This window comes from Clostridium sp. (assembly GCF_050717515.1).
In the GTDB taxonomy this organism is placed as follows: domain Bacteria; phylum Bacillota; class Clostridia; order Clostridiales; family Clostridiaceae; genus Clostridium_AD.
This window is the reverse complement of record NZ_JBOITL010000025.1, coordinates 449,593-470,787: the sequence shown is the minus strand read 5'-3', so window position 1 is coordinate 470,787 and position 21,195 is coordinate 449,593. Positions and strand designations below refer to the sequence as shown.

17 protein-coding genes are annotated in these 21,195 nt (G+C 32.4%); 5 read left to right on the top strand and 12 right to left on the bottom strand.

Translation table 11 applies throughout. The features are described from left to right. Nucleotides 1-69: 69 nt before the first annotated feature. The 6 genes from larA to ACREV6_RS11700 all read right to left on the bottom strand — a co-directional run bounded on the left by larA (nucleotide 70) and on the right by ACREV6_RS11700 (nucleotide 7,414). A complete protein-coding gene (gene larA, locus ACREV6_RS11725) occupies nucleotides 70-1,344 on the bottom strand; it encodes a nickel-dependent lactate racemase (RefSeq protein ID WP_431578192.1) in 1,275 nt (424 codons plus the stop codon). A gap of 11 nt (nucleotides 1,345-1,355) precedes the next feature. Beyond that, nucleotides 1,356-2,879 (bottom strand): L-lactate permease, encoded by a 1,524-nt coding sequence (locus tag ACREV6_RS11720; RefSeq protein ID WP_431578191.1) that lies wholly within the window; start codon nucleotides 2,877-2,879, stop codon nucleotides 1,356-1,358. Between the two features lie 111 nt (nucleotides 2,880-2,990). Continuing rightward, the gene (locus ACREV6_RS11715) at nucleotides 2,991-4,388 is read right to left on the bottom strand and encodes an FAD-binding oxidoreductase (protein WP_431578190.1); all 1,398 of its coding nucleotides are present in this window, start codon (nucleotides 4,386-4,388) and stop codon (nucleotides 2,991-2,993) included. A 94-nt stretch (nucleotides 4,389-4,482) separates the two neighbouring features. Continuing rightward, entirely contained in the window at nucleotides 4,483-5,691 is a 1,209-nt protein-coding gene (locus tag ACREV6_RS11710; RefSeq protein ID WP_431578189.1) for an electron transfer flavoprotein subunit alpha/FixB family protein, read from the bottom strand. A gap of 17 nt (nucleotides 5,692-5,708) precedes the next feature. Then, a complete protein-coding gene (locus tag ACREV6_RS11705) occupies nucleotides 5,709-6,497 on the bottom strand; it encodes an electron transfer flavoprotein subunit beta/FixA family protein (protein ID WP_431578188.1) in 789 nt (262 codons plus the stop codon). 218 nt (nucleotides 6,498-6,715) lie between these two features. Then, nucleotides 6,716-7,414 carry a FadR/GntR family transcriptional regulator gene (locus tag ACREV6_RS11700; protein WP_431578187.1) on the bottom strand — a complete coding sequence of 233 codons (699 nt, stop codon included), beginning with the start codon at nucleotides 7,412-7,414 and terminating at the stop codon, nucleotides 6,716-6,718. Nucleotides 7,415-7,945: 531 nt separating this feature from the next. Here ACREV6_RS11700 and ACREV6_RS11695 point away from each other — a divergent pair. Continuing rightward, nucleotides 7,946-8,878 carry a resuscitation-promoting factor gene (locus ACREV6_RS11695; protein ID WP_431578186.1) on the top strand — a complete coding sequence of 311 codons (933 nt, stop codon included), beginning with the start codon at nucleotides 7,946-7,948 and terminating at the stop codon, nucleotides 8,876-8,878. A gap of 78 nt (nucleotides 8,879-8,956) precedes the next feature. Here the strand turns inward: ACREV6_RS11695 and ACREV6_RS11690 are convergent, their stop codons facing one another. The 3 genes from ACREV6_RS11690 to ACREV6_RS11680 all read right to left on the bottom strand — a co-directional run bounded on the left by ACREV6_RS11690 (nucleotide 8,957) and on the right by ACREV6_RS11680 (nucleotide 12,220). Further along, entirely contained in the window at nucleotides 8,957-9,424 is a 468-nt protein-coding gene (locus ACREV6_RS11690; protein ID WP_431578185.1) for a hypothetical protein, read from the bottom strand. Between the two features lie 219 nt (nucleotides 9,425-9,643). Then, complete coding sequence (locus tag ACREV6_RS11685) at nucleotides 9,644-10,675, bottom strand: hypothetical protein (protein WP_431578184.1); 1,032 nt, start codon at nucleotides 10,673-10,675, stop codon at nucleotides 9,644-9,646. A gap of 57 nt (nucleotides 10,676-10,732) precedes the next feature. Next, nucleotides 10,733-12,220 (bottom strand): MBOAT family O-acyltransferase, encoded by a 1,488-nt coding sequence (locus ACREV6_RS11680; protein ID WP_431578183.1) that lies wholly within the window; start codon nucleotides 12,218-12,220, stop codon nucleotides 10,733-10,735. 458 nt (nucleotides 12,221-12,678) lie between these two features. Between ACREV6_RS11680 and ACREV6_RS11675 the strand changes: the two genes are divergently transcribed. Together ACREV6_RS11675 and ACREV6_RS11670 are read left to right on the top strand one after the other, a co-directional pair. After that, on the top strand, nucleotides 12,679-13,569 hold the full coding sequence (locus tag ACREV6_RS11675) for an ABC transporter ATP-binding protein (protein WP_431578182.1): 891 nt from the start codon (nucleotides 12,679-12,681) through the stop codon (nucleotides 13,567-13,569). Nucleotides 13,570-13,571: 2 nt separating this feature from the next. Further along, nucleotides 13,572-14,837: an ABC transporter permease gene (locus ACREV6_RS11670; protein ID WP_431578181.1), complete on the top strand. Its 1,266-nt coding sequence runs from the start codon at nucleotides 13,572-13,574 to the stop codon at nucleotides 14,835-14,837. A gap of 122 nt (nucleotides 14,838-14,959) precedes the next feature. On the opposite strand, the gene ACREV6_RS11665 is transcribed toward ACREV6_RS11670, so the two are convergent. After that, the gene (locus tag ACREV6_RS11665; RefSeq protein ID WP_431578265.1) at nucleotides 14,960-16,342 is read right to left on the bottom strand and encodes a M3 family metallopeptidase; all 1,383 of its coding nucleotides are present in this window, start codon (nucleotides 16,340-16,342) and stop codon (nucleotides 14,960-14,962) included. Nucleotides 16,343-16,851: 509 nt separating this feature from the next. On the opposite strand from ACREV6_RS11665, the gene ACREV6_RS11660 reads away from it, so the two are divergent. Beyond that, a complete protein-coding gene (locus ACREV6_RS11660) occupies nucleotides 16,852-17,862 on the top strand; it encodes a 2-hydroxyacyl-CoA dehydratase family protein (RefSeq protein ID WP_431578180.1) in 1,011 nt (336 codons plus the stop codon). Further along, nucleotides 17,850-18,608: an acyl-CoA dehydratase activase gene (locus ACREV6_RS11655; protein ID WP_431578179.1), complete on the top strand. Its 759-nt coding sequence runs from the start codon at nucleotides 17,850-17,852 to the stop codon at nucleotides 18,606-18,608. The genes ACREV6_RS11660 and ACREV6_RS11655 overlap by 13 nt, the downstream gene beginning before the upstream one ends. 103 nt (nucleotides 18,609-18,711) lie before the next feature. On the opposite strand, the gene ACREV6_RS11650 is transcribed toward ACREV6_RS11655, so the two are convergent. Beyond that, the gene (locus ACREV6_RS11650; RefSeq protein ID WP_431578178.1) at nucleotides 18,712-19,740 is read right to left on the bottom strand and encodes a PTS sugar transporter subunit IIC; all 1,029 of its coding nucleotides are present in this window, start codon (nucleotides 19,738-19,740) and stop codon (nucleotides 18,712-18,714) included. 353 nt (nucleotides 19,741-20,093) lie between these two features. After that, nucleotides 20,094-21,110, bottom strand: a complete 1,017-nt coding sequence (locus ACREV6_RS11645) for a PTS sugar transporter subunit IIC (protein ID WP_431578177.1) — start codon at nucleotides 21,108-21,110, stop codon at nucleotides 20,094-20,096. Between the last annotated feature and the right edge of the window lie 85 nt (nucleotides 21,111-21,195).

Below are 21,195 nucleotides of genomic sequence, written 5' to 3'. Positions count from 1 at the left end.
ATGCTCACCTGAGGGGATAACAATTATCAATCGTTATCCCCTCTCTTATATAAATGGAAAATTTTACTTCTATCTTACAACAACTGAAACTCCATCTGGTATTGCTGTTATTTTTGCATCCTTTCCTTTTATATCAAAAGCCATTTGGAGTGCTTTTTCAAATGTAGCTGCATGCTTCATATGCATTTTTCTTATCATTTCAGGGTCACACATATCTGTAACAAGAATCACAGTATGAGTGTCTAGTATACGAGCAAGGATTTGAAATTCCCATTGATCTGGCGCTGTGTCATTTCTTCCTACTTTAAGCACTCTATCAAGGACCTCGCGTGGAGTACTTGCATTTGCTATATTGTCATAGAAGGACTGCCCACCATGTCCATCATTACAAGCAGACACCATAATTATAACTCCGCCATCTCTGCAAGTTGCTTCTGCTGCAGTCATACCTTTTACAGATTGGTATATATTTTGATCAAGAGGATATCCTCCATTAGTTGATATAACAATATCTGCTTTAACAGCTTTCACAGCTGCAAGTTCCATTACAAATTTGCATCCATCAATGTGGGCAAGCTCACTATCTCCTGCAAATGCATTTATAACCTTCTTATTGCTATCAATCACAACATTTAAGATGAAGGCCAGTTTTGCCTGCTTTGCAGCATAAATCATATCCCTATGAATTGGGTTATTTACAATAACTCCGGACCGTGCATATTCACTTGCTATAAATTCAGAGCAATGATTTGCCATAACTGTTTTTGCTGATGCCACTCCGGGGAGAACACTCTTACGTCCTCCAGAAAATCCTGCAAAGAAGTGTGGTTCTATAAAGCCTTCTGAAATTAAAAGTTCCGCGTCCATTGCTATTTTATTAAGCCATAGTTCTCCACCAGATGGAAGCATTCCTACGTGAACAACGCTGCTATAGTCCTCTGATACATGATTTATTATAACCTCATTATCTACAATTTCAGCTCCAAACTTATCGATCATTTCTTCCCTTGTGGTTGGTCTATGAAAACCAGTTGCAATTAATATTGTTATTTTAATTTTAGGGTTAACACTTCTTATTCTAGAAAGGAGTATTGGCAATGTTACTTTACTTGGTACAGGTCTTGTGTGATCGCTAGTTATTAATACTAGGTTTTTCACCCCTTTAACTAAGTCTTCTAATTTTGAACTGCCAATAGGATTATCAAGTGCCTTATTTACAATTTCCTGCTGTGTTTGTTCAACTTTGTACGCGTGAGCTTTTGATTCTAATATTGCTACCAAATTATTGTCTGGTATTTCAATTTCTAAAAACCGTTTTGAATATGGTATTTTAATTTTACTCATCTATATTCCTCCTACATTGTAAAAAATTTTGCTCCAAAGTACGTAATTAATCCTAAGATTGTTACATATGCGAGGCAGAATTTTAAAGTTGCCTTTAATATCTTACCCTCAGCCCCTACAAGTCCAGTGGCTGCTGTGGCAACTGCAATACTTTGAGGAGAAATCATTTTACCAGCAGTGGCACCCCCAGTATTAGCAGCTGCTAACCAATATGGACTCATGTGTAAATTTTTAGCGACCTCAACTTGTAGCGGTCCAAAGAGTACGTTAGCAGAGGTATCACTACCAGTTACAAAAGTACCTAGAGCACCTATAATTGGAGCAATTAGCGGATAAAAGCTTCCTGTTGCTGCAACTAAAACTACAGCAATAGATGTTATCATTCCGCTGTAACTCATTACCTTAGCAAGGGCTACTATGGCAAGTATTGTAATTGCTGTTTTACTCATTTGTTTGCAAGTATCCCAAAGTACTTTTGCTATTTCTCTAAACTTAGCTCCCTGAACCAGGCCCCCTATAAAGGTGGCAAAAATTATAAGTGTCCCTGGATTAGCAATCCATATAAAAGTACTAAGTTTCGCATGAGGACCGTTATATATTTGAAGAGAAGTTTTTATAGTTGATAGTGGTTTATTAATCCATGGAACTAGAGAACTTGTTATTAATATAAACGTCAAAATTAAGATAAATGGCACCCAGGCTGTTAACCCCTTTTTTACAGATATATTAACTTTATCTTTAGCTGCTGTTTTTTTATAAAACACCTTAGCTATTGTAACTGTTACAATAATGCATACTAATGAACCAATTAGGGCTGGAAGTTCAGCTCCAACATATTTTGCTATTAAAAGTTCAGGCACCGCAAATGCTAAGCCTGAGGCAAGAGATATAACTACAACCCCTTTTATTGCCTTTACACTTTTACCCGTTAGCATAACTAAAATTAATGGTACAATTACAATTAATGCAAATAATTGAATTCCAACTGCATAGCTTAAAGTGGTGGGATCAATTGAGGCAACCTTTGCCAATGTTGTTACAGGTAGTCCTATTGCTCCAAAAGCTGTTGGTGTTGTATTTGCAATAAGACATATTATTGCTGCAAATATTGGATCAAAGCCAAGTGCAGCTAAAATACTTGCAGGTATAGCAACCGCTGTACCAAAGCCTGCAATTGCTTCAAGAAAGCCCCCAAAACCCCAGGCAACAATTAAAACTAATATTCTCCGATCAGTTGTGATTCCTGTCATCATATTTTTTATTACATCCATACTTTTTGTATGAATAGAGAGGTTGTATGTAAATACTGCCGCTATTATTACAACAATTATTGGCCATATTGCCATGGCTAGCCCCTCAAGGGTTGCTGTAAGTGCTTGGCTTATGGGCATCTTCCAAACTGTGATTGCAAGTATTATTGTAATTACAAGTGTAATAGAACATGTTTTATGTCCTGGCATTTTTAAAACGCCTAGGGACACCATAAGCCATACAATTGGGATTAGTGCTATAAAAAATAATAAATAAATGTTCATCCTTTATTCCCTCCTTTGACTAGTAAGCTCAGTGGCAATATTGAAATCGACTACATGGATTATTATTATATCGCCAACATCTTTATAAGACATTGGCGATATAATTTACTTCTATTGACAAACCTTTCCTGGATTTAATATGTTTTTAGGATCAAATGCCAATTTTATATTTTTCATAAGGGCTACATATACAGGTCCCAGTTGTTCTAGCATATATTCTTTTTTAGCAAACCCAATTCCATGTTCTCCAGATACTAGGCCCTCTAATTCTCTTGATTTTTTATACATTGCTTCAAATACTTCAGCAATTTTCTTTTCCCATTCACTATCTGAAAGCTCATCTTTTAATACATACACATGTAAGTTACCATCACCTGCATGTCCAAAGCTTCTTATTCTTACATTAAACTCCTTTTGAAGCTCATTTGTATACTTAATGAACTCAGCCACCTTATTTCTTGGAACAACAACGTCACATTCATCCATATCAGTTGTGGTTGCTTTAACAGCCTCAAGAAATGCTCCTCTTGCAGACCAAACAGCTTCTTTCCTTTCATCTGTATCCGTTATAAATACATCAAGAGCACCTTCCTCAAGACAGATGTTAGCTACCTTTTCATAAGCTTTTTCTATCTCCTCTATACTATTACCATCAAAGGTTAATAAAAGGTATGCATCTGAGGAATTATCAGGGAATTTTTTTCCTAGGAACTCTTCAGCAGCTAGAATAACCTCTCTTTGCATAAATTCTATAGCCGTTGGTGCAGATTTTGATTTAACTATCTTAGGAACTGTACCTATTGCCATATCAAGATTTGGAAAAGGTACTAAAAGTGATACAGCTTTTTTAGGTAATGGTATAAGTTTTAGTATAACTTTTGTAACTATCCCTAGTGTTCCTTCAGACCCACATATTAAGTCTTTTATACTATAGCCTGTAGAATTTTTAACTACTTTCCCTCCCACACTAAGTATTTCTCCACTTGGAAGAACTACTTCAAGTCCTCTTATATAATCTCTAGTAACTCCGTACTTAACAGCTCTCATTCCACCTGCATTTGTATTTATATTACCCGCAATAGTAGCGGATTTTTCACCGGGATCTGGTGGATAAAATAAATCAAACTCTTCAACATATTTACTTATCTCCATTAAAAGTACACCGGGTTCAAGAGTTAATGTTAAATTTTCTTCATCAATTTCAAGTATTTTATTCATTCGGGACATATTTATCATTATTCCACCAAAGATTGGAACTGATGCTCCAACAAGTCCTGTTCCTGATCCTCTTGCTACAACCGGAATCATATTTTCATATGCATATTTCATAATCTTTGATACTTCATCTGTAGTCAGAACTTCAACTAATACCTCTGGCATTTTGCTTATTCCACCCATTTCATCATGGCTGAAATCATCATTTATTGCCTCACCTATAAACACTCTATCTTTATCTAATATTGAAACTAAAAACTCTATGTCCTTAGCATCAAGTTTTTTATAATCCATAAAAGTTACCTCCTCAGTTCATATGGTAGTGTTAACACTACCTTACTTATTATCTTTAAATCCAGTATAAATTATTACCTATGCAGCTATAATATTAACGCAAACAATACTCTGCTCCTGAGTTTTTAATGTTTTGGATTAATTGAGGAACTATTTCATATATATCTCCCACTATGCCGTAATGAGCCACGTTGAATATAGAAGCATTTGCATCCTTATTTACTGCAAATATACGTTCTGAACTATTCATTCCAGCTGTAAACTGAACTGCTCCAGAAATTCCAAGAGCTATTATTAACTTTGGTTTAACTGTTCTACCAGAAAGACCAATTTGTTTTTTAGCATCAATCCACCCTGCTTCAATAGTAGGTCTTGTCCCAGCTATCTGAGCATGTAGAAGATCTGCCAGTTCTTTAATCATAACCATATCCTTTTCAGACTTTAAGGCTCTACCAACTGCAACAATTACCTCTGCATCTGAAATATTTTCTTCGGCTTCTTTTTTGGTGACCTTTAACACTTCAATGTTAGAAGCGAGTTTTACTTTATCTATTTCACATATTGTAATTTTACCTTTTGCATCACATTGTTTTTTAGGGGCATCCATAACTTTATATCTTACTGTTGACATCTGAGGCCTTGTATTCGGGCATAAAATTTGAGCCATAATATTACCACCAAAAGCAGGTCTTATCTGTACAAGGTCTGTATTTTCTTTCATTTTAAGCATTGTACAGTCAGCTGTAAGTCCTGTTCTAAACCTTGCAGCTACTCTAGGGGCAAGAGATCTACCAATAGTTGTAGCTCCAACTAGTAAGGATGAAGGCTTTACCTTATTTACAAAATCTTCAAAGGCAGCAGTATAAGGTTCTATTCTAAAATCCTTAAGTTCTTCGTAGTCGTATACAAAAACCTCATCAACACCATAATAGAGTAATTCTTTAGCCTTTTCTTTTATGTTATAACCAATAAATACACAATATACTGGGAAATTTACAACGCTGGCAAGCTCTCTAGCTTTTCCAATAAGTTCCATTGTTACAGGATGTATAACACCTTCTACATGATCCACATATACTCCTATACCCTTCCATAAACTCTTGTCAACTTTTACTGCCTCTGTTTCAATAAATTCCATTACTCCGGTAGGACCTTTTTTAACGCAAACCTTACACATTTTACAACCTGCATTAACTTCAATTTTTCCATCAACGTATTCAATAGCACCAAAAGGGCAAACCTTTATTAATTCTTGAACATTTGATTCATTTACTTTCTTTTGGTTACAAATTAACTTACTCATGAAAATTCCACCCTTCTTTATACAAATTTTAACTCTTTAAGTTTTGCAGCTATTTTAAGACTAAGCTCTGCACCACTGCCTGTCCATGTTTCTCTATCATTATTTACAGATGGCGGAAATATTCTTTCAACCTGAGTTGGTGAACCATTAAGTCCATATTTCTTTTCATCTTTATCTTCAAAGTCATTTAGTGTTATCATTTTTATTTCTCTATCTTTTGTAGCTATTTTTTTCTTATAAGATGGAAGCCTTGGCTGAAAGATATCTTTATCTACAGTTAAAAGACAAGGAAATTTAATTTCAGCTACTTCAATAGTATTTGCCATATCCATTTCTACAACAACTGATTTTTCTTTTAATTCTATTATCTTTAAAACGTTTGCAATGTGTGGAATACCTAAGTATTCAGCCATTTCTGGTCCTACTTGAGCAGTATCTCCGTCTGTAGTCTGCTTTCCACATAGTATAAGATCAAATTTCCCCATTTGTTTTACGCCTTGCGAAATTGTATAAGATGTAGCAAGAACATCTGCTCCTGCAAACTTTCTATCAGATATTAATGCGCCCTCATCTGCGCCCATCATGTATGCCTCTCGAATTACGTCCTTTGCTTGCGGTGGTCCCATAGTTATAACTTTAATTATTCCACCCTTTTGTTCCTTAATTTTAAGTGCTGTTTCCAATGCATATAAATCAAAGGGATTCATTTTTGAATCTACTCCATCTCTTTTTAAAACACCTGTAACTGGATCTACTTCAACTTTTGAAGTTCCTGGAACTTGTTTGATACAAACTAAAATTTCCATATATTTTCCTCCAATCATTCTTATAGAAAATGCAAAATCTCATTTTTGGTAGTATGGTCTGACCACCTTTAAATCATAATAGCACACTATTTAAAATATTTCTATAATAGTTAAATAGTTAACGGTAAGATTTATTTTATTCAAAAAAATAAAATAATGAGAGCAATATTTGTTATTACTCTCATTTTTGGCTTTGTATAAAACCATATATTTTAAACTCAATTTTCTTTTTTCATATACTTATTTGCAAAGTCTAAATGTTCTCGCATTGCTTTTCGAGCAGCTGCTGAACTATGTTTTTCCATAGATAAATATATCTCATTATGTTGATTAAAAAGTATATCCTTATTTTCCTTATGAGCTAATATTAATTTTCTTGCATCCACAATAAAGTGATCTACAAGGGTTGAAACTGTTTTAAGGATATTAAATATTAAAACATTTCCAGAGCATTCTGCAATCTTATAATGAAACTCCTTGTCAATATCAGCATTAATATCTTCATCCCCACAGTTCATGAATTTTTCAGTAATCTCCTTTAACTGACTTAGTTGTTCAAAGGTTATCCTCTTGGAAGCTAGCCCTGCTGCCTCCACCTCCATGATTTTTCTAAGCTCCCAGATTGCTTCTGGATCGCTTCCCTCTAACATAAACATAATCGATAGTGGTTCAAATAAATTATCTTGAAAACTTGCTTTTATGTAATTGCCTTCTCCTTGTCTACATTCGATAAGTCCAATGACTTCTAATGCTCTAAGCGCCTCACGAATGGAAGCTCTACTTACCATTAATTGCTGCACTAAATTTCTCTCTGAAGGAAGCTTGTCTCCCTTTTTAAGGATACCTTTATCAATCATATCTTTTATTTGAACTATTACCTGTTCGTAAACTTTTGTATTCTTTATAGGACTAAACATGTTGTTCCTCCCTTTAATATTCAAAATCCATATACTATATACACTATAACATAATATTTACAATTTGATAGCTTGTTAAATAAAACACAAATCACTGGTGCCACCCACGTGGCAAGTGGCATTTTTGCATTTATAAAATATGCGTTAGTTTATAAGTTTGTGTAACTGCATTAATTTATATACCACTCTATAAATTGTACCATACTTTTTTAATATAACATAAAGGTTCTACGTAAAATGGCTTAGTTACTGAACTTTTATAAACATACCTAAGCAAAAAAAAATAATTATTCCCATAGACTTACAATTGTGATATACTACTATTACAATAAATTGCCATATATAATGGTATAGACCTACATAAATCCCTTACATCTCATGCATCTTTTCAGATTTCTCTTAAACATCAAATATAAAAAACGCTGCGCTTTAGCCTGACCACCTAAATAATTATACCCAAATTTATAATAGGAGATGATTATTATCGTTAAATTTATAAAATGCAAACAAGGAAACATTATAATTAATTTTATGCTTGTGACAATAATTTCAGCCCTAACTATTTTCATATGCTTCATAAAAGAAGATAGTACGGTAGCTGTAGCTGGTAAACAAATTGAACCAGTGACTTACCAGAAAACTTTAGCTAGTGCTACTATAAATGTAGACGTAAAAGAAAACATTGATAAAGCTTCAAATGCAAAAATCAAAAGCAATGATGCTATAACTGTAGATCTTAAAGTCTTTGTAGATAATAAAGAGCTTAATATAAAATCTACTGAAAAAAATATTTCCCTAATGCTTAAAGCACAAAAAATAACTTTAAGTGCTACGGATAAGGTTTCACCTTCAATAGAAACCGAGTTATCAAGTGGTATGAAAGTTATAATAACAAGGGTTAAAACAGTAACAATAAAGCAAACAAAACCTATTGATTTTAAAACAGTTATTAAAAATGATACTAATACACTAAAATCTCAAAGCAAGGTTTCACAAGTAGGAAAACAAGGCGAAAAAAGTGTTACTTCAAATGTTACTTATGAAAATGGAAAAGAAGTGGCTAGAAAAGTTATCAAAGAAACGGTAATTAAAGCACCACAGAGTAAAATTATAGTTCAAGGTACTTTGAAAGCCATAACCTTCTCAAGGGGAGGCTCTTCAAGCAACTCTGGAAAAATCATTACTGTAAAGGCTACTGCTTATTCCGCGGCTGATGGAATAAACAGTACTTATACCTCTTCTGGGAAAAAAGCTGTGCGAAATCCAAATGGTTACAGCACCATAGCTGTAGATCCTCGAATCATTCCCATGGGAACAAAATTATATGTTGAAGGTTACGGCTATGCTATCGCAGCTGATACAGGTTCTGGAATAAAAGGAAATTTTATAGATGTATTTTTCAATACAAATAAAGAAGTTTCTAATTGGGGTGTTAAATACATAAAAGTGCAAATACTAAATTAGATTATAGGACAAACTAAGAACTGCCACTGAGACTATCTCTGTGGCAGTTCTTAGTTTGCTTAAATTAAAGTCACTCCTCTATTTTGTGTTTCCCTGTGTTAGGTCAGCACCACATCCAGCACCATTTCCTTGTCCTGAACCTTTACCCATTCCTTGCCCCTTTCCTTGTCCAACCCCTGCACCTTTCATCTTACCCATTGATGCATTACCTGTTCCATCACAATTTGCTTGACTTGTCACAATAGAATTATAAATTTCATCTGCAGCTGCCTGAGTTAATTTACCATCTTTTACTCTTTGATCTAGTACTGCTTTTTTCTGTTTAAGAGACTCTGTTTTAAACTCATCTAACTTTCCTGCTTCACTAGCAATTGTTCCATAGGTTTTTCCAGAAGCTCTTTCCTTTGTAACTTCTTCTACTGTCTTTCCTGTTAAACCAGATGCTATATCTGCTGGTGTCTGGGTAGCTACAACTCCAAAAACAACGCTGGTACTTAATACACTTACTACTGCAAGGGATAAAACCATTTTTTTAATATTTTTCATAATACACACACTCCTCATAATTTTTTTAAATTGCTTTATATATTTAGTATAGAGGGCAATTGTGATAAAAGTATGATAGAATTCAGAACAAATGGTGAAATTTTTGGATAAAATTAAAAACCCCATCTTTTTAAAGATAGGGCCTCTCTTATTTTAAGCATTGTTTTTTTCTATTTTTAAATTATAAAACTTAAAATATAGAATAAATTCACCAGGTAGCTACTTGGCAATTGGATGATTTTTCAAATATAGCAGATAATCCACATTCCATTGTTCATAGCTCTTATCATTCCTATGATCTTTTAGTTCATACTTTTTCTTCAAAAATTCACCTAAATTTTTTGTAACTCTATTAGAGCCCGCAAGGTTTAGATGACCAATGTTATACATATCATACTTAAAATCAAACCCCATTTCTTTATACTTCTTATTATAATTAATGAACTCAATATTATTATCTTTACATATTTCTTCTACCTTATTAAACATTTTTCCTGGAGCTTTATGCCACTTTGGATTGCTTGATGTACTTGTATAATCATGTGGAGCATTAATAAATACAAGTTTGAATCCCTGCTCTTTAGATAGATTAATCATTTTATCTAAATACTCTTTTGATTTAGGCGGAAGTTCTTCTACCCCTTGGATAAAAACATCAGCTTTATTATCTTTACCATACTTATTCTGTCCAACATAAAAACCTTTTTCAAAGTAATTACTTAACTTATCATATTTATAATCGGTTTTAGTTAATACTTTCCATCTACCCAAATACTTGGTAAATGGAAATATATAATTTGCTCTTTCCTTTTCTGGGGTGCAGGCTAAAATTGCTTCAATTTTATTTTTAGACAATTTCATGTTATCAAGCACGTTACTAATGTAGGGACCGTGCCCATATTCATCAGTTAAACCCAAATAATACAAATCTACAACAACAATAGGATTTTCTTGTTTTTTTAATATTTCTTTTAATAGATAATATGTAACATCAAAAGGTTGCCCAGCTGTTGCATAATCAAAACTAGTTATTCCATAATCCTTCCATAATAGATTCGGACTAATACCCCCAAGCATATGACTAGAACCTAATAATACAACATCATATTTTTCCCCCATATCTGCATATAACCCTTGATGAAAGCTGCCAAAATAACTTGTTTTTATTATGAACAAAGAATTTAAACATGATATAATAAATATTAATATAATCGTAAAAATACTTGCTTTAAAAATACTTTTTTTAATCAATGGAGCGCCTCCTATAGTACAAACATAACCTTTTAAATTGAAACCTAAAATCCCTAATTAAAATTGAAAATATATAAACTTTTGAACATCAAATGTGGGACCATACATTCCAAATACCAATATTGATATTATAGTAACTATATACAAACTCCATCTAAATATTAGGTTTTGATTTGCTAATTCTAGCCGTAAGTTTTTACATGACTGTATAGCATTTATAGCTAAAATAATAAATATGCCAATTACTGATACTAAAAAATCTTTATAATCTAAGCCTAGCTTAAATATAGAACCATCAGTAAATACCCAAGGGTTAAAAGTCATCATATTTTTAATTATTATTTTTGCATGGCTAAATGAACCTGCTCTAAAAAATATCCACGCAAAATCAACAAGTATAAATGTAGTTAATGCTTGAAAAACTTTATATCCCAAAACATCGGTTTTAATTTTAAATATACTTACTAATTTTTCTTTTACTGGCTTAAACAAGTCTCCTATTACTTGATATATACCATGCAATCCTCCCCAAATAACAAAATTTATTGCAGCACCATGCCACAATCCACTAGCTATAAATACAACCATGATATTAAAATAATTTCTTAACTTACTACATCTATTTCCACCTAAGGGAAAATACAAATAGTCCTTAAACCATCCACTTAAAGTTATATGCCAACGTCTCCAAAACTCTTTTATAGATTTCGAAAAGTAAGGACTTTCAAAATTTTTGGATAGTCTAAAGCCCATAACTTCTGCAGAGCCCCTTGCTATATCTGAATAGGATGAAAAGTCACAATATATTTGAAAAGCAAAAAAAACAGTAGCAATTATAATCTCAAAACCTCTATAATTCTTTGGATTATCATATACTGTATTAACTAATAGCGCTAACCTATCTGCAATTAAAACCTTTTGAACAAAGCCCCACAGCATTAATAGCAAACCATTTTTGACTCTATTATAATCAAAATAATGTTTTTCATTAAATTGATATAATAAATCCTTAGATTTTTCTATAGGTCCCGCTACTAATTGCGGAAAAAAAGATACAAACAAAGCATATTTTCCTAAGCTCTTTACTGCTTTAATATCTCCTCTATAAACATCCATTGTATAACTTAAAGCCTGAAATGTATAAAAAGAAATACCAGCTGGTAATAAAAAATCAAAGGTTGGTATTGTTAGTAAAATATGAAATTTTAATAGCACCGCAGTTAAACTTGAAATAAAGAAATTTAAATATTTAAATGTGAACAAAATTCCTAAATTACTAGCAAAACTTGCAAAAACAATAAGTTTTTTTAATCTAATAGCCTTTTGTGCATTTTTAGTTGTATTTATTTTTTGTATTAGTAACCCACTAAGGTATGTAATTATAGTGGATATTCCAATTAGTATTGCATATTGGGGATTCCAACACATATAAAAATAATAACTAGTTATTAGTAGCCATACCCATCTAAACTTGTGCGGTATGAAAAAATATAGAATTGTAACGATGGGGAAAAACACCAAAAAATCAATAGAATTAAATAACAAATTAACACCTCTTTTATACACTTTTCAATTTTTATTACATATTTTTAAATTTTCTTAAACATTCCATTAAAATAAAGTCTATTCCTTGGTTATTTTACACTGTTTTCTGCTGTAAAGCAACGAAAAATGTTTTTTTTTGCAATGTTTAAGTAAACTTTACATTCTATTAACAATACTTTATTATATGTATTCTATTTATAAAAATACATCAATATATATACGCTTACTTATGAATATAAATTCCATGCTTCATAGTTACTATTAATTTTATTTAACTTAATGTTTTGTAATTTTATCCATGATATAACATATTCGCATAGTGCAATTTTTTTAAAAAAACTACTTAAGTTTCCAATTGAGTGACAATTTTATGCTATAATATGGATGTAATGATATTAAGGGTGCATAACTTTTAATAACAGTTATGTACTTATAAGGAATACAAGGGGGGTAATAATGTGGCATTAGATGTATCAGATCTAGTAAAAAAATTTGGTAAAAAAACTGCTGTAGACCAAATTTCTTTTAAAATTGAAAAGCCAGGTGTATTTGGTTTACTTGGCACAAATGGAGCAGGAAAAACCACTACAATAAGAATGATTTTAGGGATTCTTGGAAAGGATAGTGGAAACATTCATTGGAATGGAAAACCCGTTACAAGGGAAACCGTAAAATTTGGATATCTGCCAGAGGAAAGAGGCTTATATCCTAAGGCTAAGATAGTAGATCAACTTTCATACTTTGGTAAACTTAGAGGCATGAATGGAAAGTCAGTGAAAAAATCAATAAACTATTGGGTTGATAGACTTAAGGTATCTGAATATTTAAACTCTACTGCAGAGCAATTATCTAAAGGTAATCAACAAAAAATCCAATTGATAACAGCACTTCTACACGATCCTGAATTGATTATTCTAGACGAACCTCTAAGTGGTCTTGATCCAGTTAATGCTGATTTGTTCAAAAGTGTAATTTATGAATTGGTTGAAAAGGATAAATTCATTATAATGTCCAGTCATCAAATGCAATCCATTGAAGAATATTGTCAAGACCTTGTAATATTAAAAGATGGACAAACTATTCTTAAGGGAAACCTGAAAGAAATAAAGGCTGGTTATGGAAGAACAAATCTTACAGTGAACTGTCAAGAGGAAATAGATGCTCTAATAAAAGACCAAGGCATAAATCTTATATCAAAAAACGCTACAGGGTATGAGTTTAAAATTAAATCCGATGAACAGGCATATAGTCTTCTTGAAAAAATGATGCAATCAAAAATAAGACTTGATAAATTTGAAATTCGTGAACCCTCTCTACATGAGATATTTATTGAAAAGGTTGGTGAATAATAATGAAAGAATTTCTTACCGTATTAGGCTATACCTTTAAGGAAAACTCCAGAAAAAAATCATTTATTATTTCAACTATAATCACACTTATTTTAACTATTTTAATAATTAGCATGCCCGCTATAATAAAAAGCTTTGACAGTAATGGAAAAAATAAAACAGAGCAAGGGGCAAATATTGACAAAACTAAGAAAGGAATTGTGTTTGTAGTTGATTCCAAGGGTATTCTAAAGGGAGATTTAAATAAACTTGGCACAGTTTTTTCAGAATACGAATTTAAATCCGAACCTGCTGGTAATATTGATACTCTTAAGAATAAAGTTAAAGAAGAAAAAAATAATGCTCTATTAATTTTAGATACGAAAAATGATGTGCCTATTTTTGATTATTCAGTTAAACAATCTGGCAGTGGCCTTGAAGCCGAAGGCATAAGTCGCGTAATAAAAAGCATTTTTGTAAGCGACTTATTACGGACTTCTAATGTATCTGATAACATATCACAAATAGTACAAAGTGATGTTTCCTTTAATGTTAACGAACTAGGAAAAGGAAAAATGAATAGCTCTATTTCAAGTATTGTTATAAGTATGTTGCTATTCTTTGCAATTTATTTTTATGGTTATGGGGTAGCTATGTCAGTTGCTTCGGAAAAAACTTCAAGAGTGATGGAACTACTTGTAACCTCAACAAAACCATCAATAATAATTCTCGGAAAAAGTGCAGCTATGGGGATCCTTGGTTTACTTCAGTTATTTATGGTTGTATTTACCGGTGCATTAACTTATAAATTAACTTTTCCCGAAAATTTTACAATAGCGGGTCAAGCACTTAATTTTTCTAGCTTCACACCCTTTAGTCTTGTAATGATAGTAGTATACTTTATATTAGGTTATTCCCTGTATGCTATGATGAATGCTGTTGCTGGGGCTACTGTTAGTAAGGCGGAAGATGTTAACTCATCTCTTATGCCTATAAGTATGATATCTATGGTGGCTTTCTATATGGGATATTTTTCAATTTTAGTTCCAAATGGAAGTCTATCAATGGTATCATCTATCATTCCATTTTCCGCACCCTTTTCCATGCCTTCTAGAATATTAGCTACAGAAGTTCCTGCTTGGCAAATTGTAGCCTCCCTATTCTCCTTGGCAATAACAATTGTGTTTATAGCTTGGATATCCATAAAAATATATTCCTCTGCTGTACTTCATTACGGCAAGCGATTAAAAATAAAAGATCTAGTTAAAATGTCAAATAGCAATAAATAATAAAAAAAGAATTAGGGACCGTTAATAATTTTTGAAAAATTATTAACGGTCCCTAATTCTTCTATTATCTACCCATATTCTAAAAATAAATACGGTGCCTACTATCTCTCACTTTTCATATATTAATCAAGAATATATTTAAGAGAGAAATCCTCTCCACTAATTTTTTTAAACAAATCACCATACTTATATAATCCAGAAGGCTTAATAACTTCATCAATAAGAAATTCACCAAATTGTAATGGTTTGTCTATTATACTTTCTGTACCATATTTCTTATTAAATACCTTTGAAAGCATCTCACAGGTTACATCTCCCATAAAATAGTTTTGCAAGTAAATTGGATGAGTAGTATGATGTATTCTAAATCCCCAAGGTGCTTCTTCACCAAAAGGTTCTTCATTCAGAACTTGTTTTTGAGTTTTCCAGTAAATATTATAAATATCATCAAGACAACTAACATTACTTCTATATAACTCTTGGTCAAAGAAAATATTGTTAATTGCCCTTAAGGAATTTAACTTTTTAAACTCCCTTATACTATTAAATTCCTTTGCTGCAGCCTCTCCATCCTTGAAGAACTTTTGAGAGAATATTTTTTCATAAATGAATCCTCCAAAAAGATTAGCAATACCTTCGGAAATTATGCCGCTTACTCCATTATTTAATATTAATTCTTCAGGATTTAATAGGAAAGAATGGACTGCATGTCCCGTCTCGTGTAGCAGAACATTGTATTCATGATATTGATTTTTCACATTAGCTATAATTCTAGAATCCTTTGCAGTTTCTATTGGAAAATTATATCCCCATTCCGACTTATTTGCTCTAGCAAAAATATCGTAAGTAATATTATATTTAGAAATATCAATACCAAACATCTTAAAGAATTCATGAATATTTTTATAATATTCGGACATATCCACCGTTGAATTTAATAATGGAGCAATCTTAGAATTTACATAAGCTTCATCCCAAGGCATAATTTTATCAGCATTTATATATTTCTTTGCATATTCAGTTCTTTTATCTTCCATTTTAGGAAGAATTTCCTGAAGCTGTTTTGTCCAATTGTTAAATATTGAGGAGTCAAGCTCCTGTTTATGTAGCTGAAGTTCAACAAAATTATTAAACCCTGAAAGCTTTGCATATTCCTTACGCAAATTGATAAGATCAATAAATCCACCATCAACTAATGGCTTGTTTACTTGACTACGTGCAAGAAAAGCCTGTTTTCTTCTATTGCCATCTTCCTCACTTGCTAAGATTTGTGCTATCTCCACTGCTGATATTTCTTGTCCATCTAGGATATTTCTATGAGTATTTAATATTTTTGAAAGTTCATTGGTCTTGGTCTCAATTTCAAAACTTAACTCATTAAGCTCCTTTGATAAATGATAGGGCTCAAAAGCTGCATACATAATATCTACTCTTCTTTTATCTACTGCATCTAAATCTTTATTACGATACTCACAAATTAATTCAAAGTTTTCTTTATCCTGCATTATATCCACTATTTTTTTATATGCTTCATCTGCGCCAAAATCGTATCCTGAAGTGTATTGAGTCCATGAAAGTTTACTATACTGAATATCAGCTTCTTGAATTTTTTTAGCGATTTCTGTAATTTTATTTATTGAATTCGTTTTAACCGCCCCCTTAGTTTTGTTACAATATTATACCATAAATACAACAAATTAATAAGTTGAAAGTTATTAACTATTCATATTCAATTCTTCGAACTTGCCACTTGCCACGTGGTTGGCACCTTTTATACATTTGACATACTGAGTAGCATATAGTAAACTTTATAATTATAAAACTTAAATAAGACAGTTCTAAACCATCCTGTCTATAAACAAAACTAGGACGTAACTACCGTTTTAGGTAGTTTTTTGTTTTAGGGCGGTTTGCGCCCTTTTTTATTTGCTTAATTTTGCATAAAAAAATAGATTACACTGGCTGTCCACCCTTAATTATCAACTATAAGTTAGACCAACTAGGAGGATTCGTAATGAAAAAAATAGGCTTAACAACTACCGTACCAGTAGAGGTTCTTATTGCAGCAGGTTATACCCCTATAGATTTAAATAATATTTTTATAACCTCTAAGGACTATTTGAAATATATAGATATTGCAGAAAGAGATGGATTTCCTAAAAGCCTCTGCACTTGGACAAAGGGAATTTATGGGGCGTGCTTAGAAAACCACATTACAGAAATAATTGGAGTTGTGGAGGGTGATTGTTCTAATACAAAAGCCCTTATCGACGTACTTGAGTTAAAAGGAATTAAGGTTTATCCCTTTTCATTCCCCCATAGTCACAAGCCAGAGGATGTAAAACGTGAAATAAATGAATTTATGAACACCTTTAATGTAACAATTAAAGAAGTTGAAGTGGTTAGAAAAAGACTAAATGAAATTAGATGCCTCACTAAAGAAATTGATGAATTGACCTATATTCATAATAAAGCTACGGGCTTTGAAAATCACCTATACCAAGTGTGCACAAGCGATTTTAATGGAGATATAGATGTATTTGAAGCTGACCTTAAAAAAGTTATTTGTGATATGAAAAACAGAAAACAAGTATTTAAAAAACTGCGACTTGGATATATAGGGGTTCCTCCTATGACTGCAGATATATATGAATTTGTAGAAAAGTTTGATGCTAATTTTGTGTACAATGAGGTTCAAAGAGAATTTGCTTTTCCAAGAGCAGAAAGTGCTTTAGATATATTTCAGCAATATTACGACTACACTTATCCTTATGATACAAAATTTAGAATCAAAGAATTGCAAAAGCAAATCCATGAAAGAAAATTAGATGGTATAATTCATTACACTCAAGCCTTTTGCTATAGAGCCGTAGAACATATTGTATTAAAAGAAAAATTGGATATTCCCATATTAAATATCGAAGGTGACAAGTTAAATGTCTTAGATGCAAGGACAAAACTTAGGTTAGAAGCTTTTCTTGATATGCTATTAGATTTAAAGGAGGCTGTAAAATGCGAGTGTTAGGTATAGACCTTGGAAGTCGCGAGGTTAAAATTGTTTTAATGGAAGATAATAAAATAATACAGAAGGTGAAAGTAAGTACCATGAACTTTTACAAAAATTACTGTGATTTTGATGGTAAGATTATTGTTAATTTAGAAAAACTTAATATTGGTCAAATTGATAATGCGGTATCTACAGGCTATGGTAAAAACAACACGGATTTATTGCTATTCACACCAATTAATGAGCTAAAAGCACATGTGTATGGAGGCTTTTATCAAACTGGATTAAAGGATTTTATACTTCTAGATGTAGGTGGCCAAGATGTTAAAGTTGTAAAAGTGGAAAAAGGCCTCATTACAGACCTAGAGCTTAACGAAAAATGTGCTGCATCCTGTGGTAGATATTTAGAAAATATGTCAAACATACTTGAAATATCACTTCAGGACATGAGTGTGTATTATGAAAATCCTGTGGAACTTAATTCAACTTGTGCTGTATTTTCCGAATCAGAGTTAATTGGCAAGATAGCTGAGGGCGTAAGTATGGAGTGCTTGTGTTCTAGTGTTAACTATTCGCTATACAAGAGACTTAAACCTCTTTTAAGTAAATTTAAAGGTAAAAAATTAATTTTAACTGGTGGTGTTGCAAATAATTCTGCAATAAAAAAATTTTTAAAACAAGATTATGAAGATATAGTATCTATTGAGCAACCTCAATTTAACGGAGCCATTGGGTGCTGTTACTATGGAAGTAAGTTTTTATAGTACTATCTGCTTGTTTATTATAAAAATCCCACTGCATCCTTTGATAGCAGTGGAATTTTATTCTTTATTTATTCAACTTGCCACTTGCCACGTGGATGGCACCTTATGCTGCAATTGCTTCTTCCACTTTTCTATTTCTTTTCTTTCTAAGAAATAGAATTATAGTAGAACTGACAAGTCCAGCAGCGATTCCACCACATATAGCAAATAATATAGAAAAAATAACAGCTTTAGGTTCATTGAACCCAAATGGTGCTAATAATCCAGGAATAGGTGAAGCTGTACCTGGAGCATTATTTATTATTTTAAAATAAGCAGCACTTAAACCAGCTAGTCCACCACCAATGAAGTTTGAGCAATATATAGGAAGTGCGTTTGCAGTTACTATATCAGCTTGTGTTAATGGTTCAAGCATCACAGCTATTACGTTGCTTTTATCACCAAGTTTAAGTCTTTTGAATATTATTCCGTTTGTAAAAGAGCCACCAACACAGGCTATAGATGCTATACCCATTGCAAGCCCTTGTAATCCAAGCATTGCTGTTAGTGCCATAGAACTTAAAGGAGATGTACATATCATTTTCATAATTCCGCCTAATAAGAAACCCATTACATAAGGAGACTGTACAGCCGCCACAGTTATCATACTTCCAATGCTAATTAAAGTTGAATTTACCATTGGATCTACCACAAAAGCAATCCCTCTTGCAAGCGGTGCAATCAAAAGAGCACCAACTATTATATCTAATCCTTTTGGAAGTTTTTTCTCTAAAATTGGTCCAATAAATGAAATTAGATATCCAGCTACAAATCCTGGAAGAATACCATATCCCAATACCGCAGCACCAGCTGTTACTGCATATACAGGATTTAATCCCATATTTAAGCCAACTAGTATTACAGCAGCGACACCACCCATATTTCCAGAAGAAGCACCTACTTCGCCCAAAAATTTAATGTGTAATAAATTCCCGCTTATGTATTTATGTATTGCTTCAACCAAAAATGTTGCTACAGCTGCATTTGCAAGACCGGACATAGCCTTTTGACCCTTAGGCATTTTTAAACTAAAAAGTGAAAACAAGAATAAAGTGAAAAGTAATAATCCAATACCTTTAATTAATATAAACATATATTCCTCCTTTGTATTTTAAAATAACTGCAATAAATTTTCAGTATGCTGAATTTTCAATATTGTGATTTGTCATGCAATTATTATAATTGCAAAGTTTCAAAAAACTTCACGAGACTTCAAAATACAATAAAAAAATTTTTTACAGTAGGAAATCAGTATAGCGATAAAAATAAAGGATTTAGTGAAAATGTAAAAAAACGAAAGATAGGGACAGTTAATAATTTTTATAAATTATTAACTGTCCCTATCTTTTACTTACTTACTTACTTACTTACTTACTTACTTACTTACTTACTTACTTACTTACTTACTTACTTACTTACTTACTTACTTGCCACATGGCCATCAGCTTATACTTCAACTGTTTTATTTTTTTTCTTTCTAATACAGAGAGTTACAGTAGACCCAAGAAGTCCACCAATTATTCCACCACATATAGCAAATAACACAGCAAAAATAACTGTTTTGGGTTCATTGAACCCAAATGGTGCTAACAATCCAGGAATAGGTGCTGCTGTACCTGGCGCATTATTTATTATTTTAAAATAAGCAGCACTTAAACCAGCTAGTCCGCCACCTATAAAGTTTGAACAGAATATAGGAAGTGCATTTGAAGTTACTATAGGTGCTTGCGTTAATGGTTCAAGCATCACACCTATTATGTTACTTTTATCACCAAGTTTAAGTCTTTTGAATACTATACCATCTGAAAAAGCCCCACCAACACAGGCGATAGATGATATCCCCATTGCAAGACCTTGTAATCCAAGCATTGCAGTTAGTGCCATGGCGCTTAAAGGGGAGGTGCATACCATTTTCATAATTCCTCCCAGTAAAAAGCCCATCATGTAAGGCGATTGTTCCGAAGCCACAGTTATCATACTTCCAATACTAATTAAAGTTGAATTTACTATGGGATCTACCCCTAAAGCGATCCCTCTTGCAAGTGGTGCAATTAAAAGAGCACCAATTATTATATCTAATCCTTTTGGAAGTTTTTTCTCTAAGATTGGTCCAATAAATGAAATTATATATCCAGCTACAAATCCTGGAAGAATACCATATCCCAATACCGCAGCACCAGCTGTTACTGCATATACAGGATTTAACCCCATATTTAAACCAACTAGTATTACAGCAGCAACTCCACCCATATTTCCAGAAGAAGCACCTACTTCACCTAAAAATTTAATGTGTAATAAATTCCCGCTTATATATTTATGTATTGCCTCCACTAAAAACGTTGCTACAGCGGCATTTGCAAGGCCTGACATAGCTTTTTGGCCTTTAGGCATTTTTAAACTAAAAAGTGAAAACAAAAATAATGTGAAAAGTAATAATCCCATACCTTTAATTAATACAAACATATTTTCCTCCTTTGCATTTTAAAACAAGTATATTTATTCATAGGACCATTATACTTGCGAAGTTTCGAAAGCCTTCAAACGCTTT

What these genes read in the sequence shown, in the direction of transcription:
- larA (WP_431578192.1), bottom strand. Translation starts at nt 1,344, where the DNA reads ATGAGTAAAATTAAAATACCATATTCAAAACGGTTTTTAGAAATTGAA.
- ACREV6_RS11720 (WP_431578191.1), bottom strand. Translation starts at nt 2,879, where the DNA reads ATGAACATTTATTTATTATTTTTTATAGCACTAATCCCAATTGTATGG.
- ACREV6_RS11715 (WP_431578190.1), bottom strand. Translation starts at nt 4,388, where the DNA reads ATGGATTATAAAAAACTTGATGCTAAGGACATAGAGTTTTTAGTTTCA.
- ACREV6_RS11710 (WP_431578189.1), bottom strand. Translation starts at nt 5,691, where the DNA reads ATGAGTAAGTTAATTTGTAACCAAAAGAAAGTAAATGAATCAAATGTT.
- ACREV6_RS11705 (WP_431578188.1), bottom strand. Translation starts at nt 6,497, where the DNA reads ATGGAAATTTTAGTTTGTATCAAACAAGTTCCAGGAACTTCAAAAGTT.
- ACREV6_RS11700 (WP_431578187.1), bottom strand. Translation starts at nt 7,414, where the DNA reads ATGTTTAGTCCTATAAAGAATACAAAAGTTTACGAACAGGTAATAGTT.
- ACREV6_RS11695 (WP_431578186.1), top strand. Translation starts at nt 7,946, where the DNA reads ATGCTTGTGACAATAATTTCAGCCCTAACTATTTTCATATGCTTCATA.
- ACREV6_RS11690 (WP_431578185.1), bottom strand. Translation starts at nt 9,424, where the DNA reads ATGAAAAATATTAAAAAAATGGTTTTATCCCTTGCAGTAGTAAGTGTA.
- ACREV6_RS11670 (WP_431578181.1), top strand. Translation starts at nt 13,572, where the DNA reads ATGAAAGAATTTCTTACCGTATTAGGCTATACCTTTAAGGAAAACTCC.
- ACREV6_RS11665 (WP_431578265.1), bottom strand. Translation starts at nt 16,342, where the DNA reads ATGCAGGATAAAGAAAACTTTGAATTAATTTGTGAGTATCGTAATAAA.
- ACREV6_RS11660 (WP_431578180.1), top strand. Translation starts at nt 16,852, where the DNA reads ATGAAAAAAATAGGCTTAACAACTACCGTACCAGTAGAGGTTCTTATT.
- ACREV6_RS11655 (WP_431578179.1), top strand. Translation starts at nt 17,850, where the DNA reads ATGCGAGTGTTAGGTATAGACCTTGGAAGTCGCGAGGTTAAAATTGTT.
- ACREV6_RS11650 (WP_431578178.1), bottom strand. Translation starts at nt 19,740, where the DNA reads ATGTTTATATTAATTAAAGGTATTGGATTATTACTTTTCACTTTATTC.
- ACREV6_RS11645 (WP_431578177.1), bottom strand. Translation starts at nt 21,110, where the DNA reads ATGTTTGTATTAATTAAAGGTATGGGATTATTACTTTTCACATTATTT.